Below are 5,315 nucleotides of genomic sequence, written 5' to 3' on the forward strand. Positions count from 1 at the left end.
CCACGAGGCGGGGGAGGCGGGGAACGGGGCCGTCATGCGCATCGGTCGCGGCGTGAGCGGGCCCTCCGGCCACACGGAGCGGTCCAGGAGGTGCAGGACGGCGGTGGGGAGCCGGGCGGCGAGTTCGGCGATCCAGGCGCGCAGCCTCGGCTGGCGCCAGCTCCGGTCCAGGGTGTCGGTGACGAGGACGGCCGCCTCGGCGCCGCCGAGCTGCGGCGCGTGCACGGCGTGGCCGGGGCGGAAGCGGACGACCGTGGCCCCCGCCCGCTCGGCCTCCCCGGTCAGGGCCGCGACGCCGGCCGTGTGCAGGCCCATCAGGGGGGAGGAGTCGACGAGGACGGCCAGGCGGGACGGTCCGCCTGTCAGGTTGTCGAGTACGTTGCGATACCTGTGCGACAGTTCATCCATGTCGTTTTCGTCCTCATAGTGGACTTTGTATCCGGTTCGGTGAACCGCGTCCCCCGGGGGCGCCGGTGAGTTTTTCCCCGGCGTAGCCGCCCGACCAGAACGATCCTAACCAAGAAAGGCGCAGCCTCGGTGCCGATAGGTCCGCTGCCAGCGGTTTTCTCCTCCCGGGATTTTCTCTCCTGGGGAACGCCGGAAATCGTGGCGTCCCGGGTGGGCGGACGTTCGGCGCGCAGCGGGCCGTCCGGTCGGGGACTCCTTCCATGATCCCTCAGACGCCCGGTCTCTCAGGGCCCGCGGGCTCCCCGGGCGTCTCCTGGAGGAGGGCGTCGCCGAAGATGTCATGAATGATCGCGATCTCCCTGGCCTGCGAACTCCTTCTCGCGCTATCACGCAGGTGGCGGGCGAGTCCGGAGATGCGCACCCGCGAATCGGGTTCCCGGTCCAGGAGTTCCTCAAGGAAGGCGGTCACCGCCTTTCTGGGCCCCCTGATGATGGTGGGAATTCCCCAGTAGAGGGCGGAGTCGTAGACGTGCTCCACATCGCTGTTGTCGGAGTCGGTGACGCACACGGTCACGTTCTGGTCGGAGAGGGCGATCGCCACCTCGCTCACCTCCTGTTTCCAGGAGGCGAGCACGTTGCGGTCCTCCACCAGGGGGCTGGCCGTCTGCCGTTCGCAGCGCAGGCGCCACCTGTCGGGGGGAACCCCCAGGTAGTGCGGTAACCGCACCCGCTCGCGGACGTGGTACACGATCTCGTACATGGTGCACAGCGGCGGCGCGTACTCCAGCAGGTCGCGGTGGGGGCTGGCCTGGCCCGGGTTCAGGTGCAGCAGGTCCCTGGGCAGCAGGACGCGCAGCCGCAGCGACTCCTCGTTGGGCGTGACCAGCCTCTGCATGGTGGCCTCGCCCATGAGGTCGGCGATCTCGTCGCAGATCTGCGGTTCGCCGACCAGCCTCGTGCCCTGGGGCAGCGGATCGTCCCTCTCGCCCCGGTGGGCGATCCGGTGCGAGAGCCGGTAGCCGCCGGTCACCGGCTCCAGCTCGAAGAGCACCACCGTGTCGGGCGGACGCTCGTCGCGGTGGCCGGAGGGCGCCGCGGGCGCGTCCGGCTCCCTGCGCCGGAGCAGCCGCCGGTCCCGGTCACGGGTCAGGGCCTCCTCCCAGTCGCGCCCCATCGGCCCGGCCTCCTGCCGGATCCAGGACCACACCGCGGGCGGGAGCGGCCGCTGGTGCCGGATCTCCTGGTAGACGTGGTGCACCCAGGCGACCCGGGGCGGCGGCTCGCCGACGGGCGGGACCAGGTCCCACAGCGCGGTGAGGACCCGCCAGGCGGTCGTGCCCGCGCCGTGCCGCCTGGCCTTGCGCGCCTCGGCGGGGCTCAGCAGGTCCTCCGGCGGGACAGCGTCCAGGGGGACCGAGTCCAGCAGGTCGTGCAGCCTGTCGTAGGCCTCCCTGCCGCACAGGGACTCGTCGGCCAGGCGCTGCGCGGAGACGACCTCGCCGTCGTCGCGCTCGCCGACGAGCTCCTCCACCGGGAGGATGAACGCGATGCCGGAGGGCCGGTCGGGGTCGTTCCAGACGTAGTGGTGGGTCTTCTGCATGATCCCCACCAGCTCGCCCGTCCCGGTGCGCACGGCGCAGCCGCTGAACCCGCCGGTGATCCGCACCGGCTGCGAGGTGGGGGTCTCGACCTGGTGGGTGACCCCGGTGGGCCCGCCGGGCCCCTGGCAGACGAGCGGGGCCTGGAGGGAACGCATGCCCTCCGGGTAGCCCGCCGTGTACAGGGGCTGCTGCGGCTCCAGGCTCGCGCACTCCCGCAGCACGGGGAAGGAGGTGTCGGGGCCCGCGTCCCGCAGCCTCAGCACGGCCAGGTCGCGGCTGTCGGGGCCCGCCGACCACAGCCGGGTGTCGACGGAGGCCTCCCACACCCGGTCGTCGAAGGACCGCAGGCGCACGGTGGCGAGCGGGCCCGGGTGCTCCTCCTTCTCCCCGTGGAGGCCGAGCGCGGCGTTGACGACGTGCGCGCACGTGACCAGGAGGCCGGGGGACAGGAGCACGGCACCGCCCACGGTGCCGTACTGGTCGAGCACCCGCATCTGCCATGACGGCTCGTTGGGCTGTAGGCCGCGCGGGGTATGGGGGGTGGCCACGTTCGGGGACCTCTCTGACATCCACTTTGCCCGGAACAGTTCCCCCTCGGACAGCGGTGAACCAGGAGGCGCCGGAGCGCCGGGAACAGAGTGCCGCGAGTGTTCCGTGTGACGGAAGGGGATCATGGATCTCCACGTGGGGACCGGGGCGCACGGGCTCCGGCACCCGAGGCGTTCGTGACGCGCGTCACAAAAGGTCTGGAACGGGAGGGCCGCCCGCCTCTACGCGATCCGACGAACACCAGTACCCGGGCGCGGTCCGGCGGGCGGCGGCTCTCGGCGGAGGACTCGCCGAGGTCTCAAAGCGGTGTTGTTCCACGCACGGGTGTTGTGACTTGCCGGACACGGGGCAATGATCCCCCGCAATATCCACGAACAGCGCGTAAGGCTCGTGCCCGCGCGCTCAGGAGAAGGGAGGGCAGGGTCTTGGACGAGTCCATGCTCTGGTCCGTCGCGACCTTCGGCGTCTACCTCGCCGCCATGGTGGCCATCGGCCTGTGGGCCTACAAGCTCACTGTCTCGCAGTCGGACTTCGTGCTCGGCGGCAGACAGCTCAACAGCTGGGTGGCGGGTCTGAGCGCCAACGCCAGCGACTTCAGCGGGTGGCTGCTGCTCGGACTGCCCGGCGCCATCTACGTCTCCGGTCTGGGCGAGGCCTGGATCGCGGTCGGCCTGGCCTGCGGCTTCGCCGGAAGCTGGATCCTCCTCGCGCCCCGCCTGCGCGTGTACACCGAGCGCGTGACCGACGCCCGCTCGGGGGGCGACTCCGACTCCCTGACCCTCTCCTCCTTTCTAGAGAACCGCTTCAACGACCCCACACGGCTGCTGCGCGGGGTGTCGGCGGTGCTCATCATCGTCTTCTACTTCTTCTACGTCGCCTCCGGGCTCGTCGCCATGGCCGCCCTGTTCGACCAGGTCTTCGGACTGAGCCCGGGCCCCGCCATCGCCATCGGCGTGGGCATCGTGGTGCTCTACACCGTGCTCGGCGGCTTCCTCGCGGTGTCCTACACCGACGTGGTGCAGGCGGCGATGATGTGGATCGCCCTGCTGGCCGTCCCCGTCATGGCGGTCACCGCGCTCGGCGGTTTCGCCGGGCTGACCGAGGGCGTGTCCGACAAGAGCGACGGGCTGCTGTCGGCCGTAGGCGGCACCGCCCTGGACGCCGAGCTCGGCCAGTGGGTGAGCACCGACACCCTCGGCTGGGTGGTCATCGTCTCCGGCCTGGCCTGGGGCTTCGGCTACTTCGGCCAGCCGCACATCCTGTCCCGCTACATGGGCATCCGCTCGGTCCGCGACATCCCCAAGGCCGCCGTCATCAGCGTGGTCTGGGCGGTCACCGCCATGGCCCTGGCCGTGCTGGTCGGCTTCATCGGCGTCGCCTACTTCGACACCCCGCTGGAGAACTCCGAGCAGGTCTTCCCGCTCCTGATCGAGGCCCTGACCCACCCGCTGGTCGCCGGTCTGCTGCTCGCCGCCATCCTCGCCGCCGTCATGAGCACCGCCGACTCCCAGCTGCTGGTCGCCGCGTCCGCGCTCACCGAGGACGGCTACCGGGCCTTCGTGGACCGCGACGCCGACCCCGGGAGGCTGCTGTGGATCAGCCGCGTCACCGTGGTCGCCGTCGCCCTCGGCGCCGCGGCCATCGCCCTGTGGGGCGACCAGTCGGTGATGGACCTGGTCGGCTACGCCTGGGCCGGGTTCGGCGCGGGCTTCGGCCCGATCCTGGTGCTCTCCGTGTTCTGGAAGCGCATGAGCTGGTCCGGCGCGCTCGCGGGCATGATCGCGGGCGGCACCACCGCGATCGTGTGGGACGTCCTCGACGCCAACTTCTTCGGCACCGGCCTGTACGCCATGGTCCCGGCCGTGGTCCTCAGCGTCGCCGCCATCCTCGTCTTCAACGGCCTGGCCAGGGTCACCCCGCAGATGGAGAGCGACTTCGACCGGGTCGAGGCGGAGATCCGCGGGACCGGCTCCGCCCCGGGAGAGGCCGCACGGGTCTGACCGGCGGCCGTACCGGCGACGGCCGGGGCGGTGACCGCCCCGGCCTCCCCGCCCCGCCGAGTCCGCGGTGCGGGCCCCAGGGCCGCTCTGGCGCGCCCGACCCCGGAACGGTAGAACGGTGACATGTCGTCACTGACGGAACACCCGGCCGTGTGGGCCCGGACCGACGTCCCCGAGGGGCTCGGGCTGGGCGCGCTCCTCCCCGAGCCCGACGGCTACCGCCTGGAGGCCGGGGAGACCGTCGTCGTGGGCGAGGAGCGGTTCTTCACCCGTTTCAGCGTCCGCACCGACCTGGCGTGGACGACCCGGCGGGTGTACGCCGAGGTCCTCTCCTCCCAGGGCCTGGAGTCGGTCACGCTCGACGCCCACGGAGGCCACTGGACCGGACCCGACGGCGTCCCCCTGCCCGGACTGGTGGGCTGCCTGGACGTGGACGTCGCCGCCACCCCGCTCACCAACACCCTGCCCATCCGCCGCCTCGGCCTGCGCCCGGGCGAGTACCGCGACATCGCGGTGGTCTGGATCGACATCCCCTCCCTGCGCGTGCGCCGGGTCAGGCAGCGCTACACCCGCCACCCCGCCGAGGACGGCCTGGAGCGCTACACCTACCGCGACCCCCTGCACGGCGAGTACCGGCTGTCGGTGGACGGCGACGGCGTGGTCGTCGACTACGAGCGCTTCGCCCGCCGCCTGCGCACGGACACCTGAGGCCGCCCCGGGCCCCGCGCAGCCCCTCTCCGCCCGCCCTGCGTTCCCT

The 5,315-nt window shown here is 72.0% G+C and carries 3 protein-coding genes and 1 pseudogene; 2 read left to right on the forward strand and 2 right to left on the reverse strand.

The annotated features are described in order from the left end of the window. Together DQW06_RS09200 and DQW06_RS09205 are read right to left on the reverse strand one after the other, a co-directional pair. Positions 1-408 (reverse strand): annotated as a pseudogene (locus DQW06_RS09200) (tetratricopeptide repeat protein); the annotation flags it as partial. Positions 409-676: 268 nt separating this feature from the next. Further along, a complete protein-coding gene (locus tag DQW06_RS09205) occupies positions 677-2,557 on the reverse strand; it encodes a serine protease (RefSeq protein ID WP_232051604.1) in 1,881 nt (626 codons plus the stop codon). A gap of 438 nt (positions 2,558-2,995) precedes the next feature. On the opposite strand from DQW06_RS09205, the gene putP reads away from it, so the two are divergent. Both putP and DQW06_RS09215 read left to right on the forward strand, forming a co-directional pair. Next, the gene (gene putP, locus DQW06_RS09210) at positions 2,996-4,558 is read left to right on the forward strand and encodes a sodium/proline symporter PutP (protein WP_013155597.1); all 1,563 of its coding nucleotides are present in this window, start codon (positions 2,996-2,998) and stop codon (positions 4,556-4,558) included. A 123-nt stretch (positions 4,559-4,681) separates the two neighbouring features. Then, positions 4,682-5,266 carry a putative glycolipid-binding domain-containing protein gene (locus DQW06_RS09215; protein ID WP_013155596.1) on the forward strand — a complete coding sequence of 195 codons (585 nt, stop codon included), beginning with the start codon at positions 4,682-4,684 and terminating at the stop codon, positions 5,264-5,266. The last annotated feature ends 49 nt before the right edge of the window (positions 5,267-5,315 follow it).

It is taken from the genome of Nocardiopsis sp. TNDT3, from assembly GCF_003427465.1.
Taxonomy (GTDB): domain Bacteria; phylum Actinomycetota; class Actinomycetes; order Streptosporangiales; family Streptosporangiaceae; genus Nocardiopsis; species Nocardiopsis dassonvillei.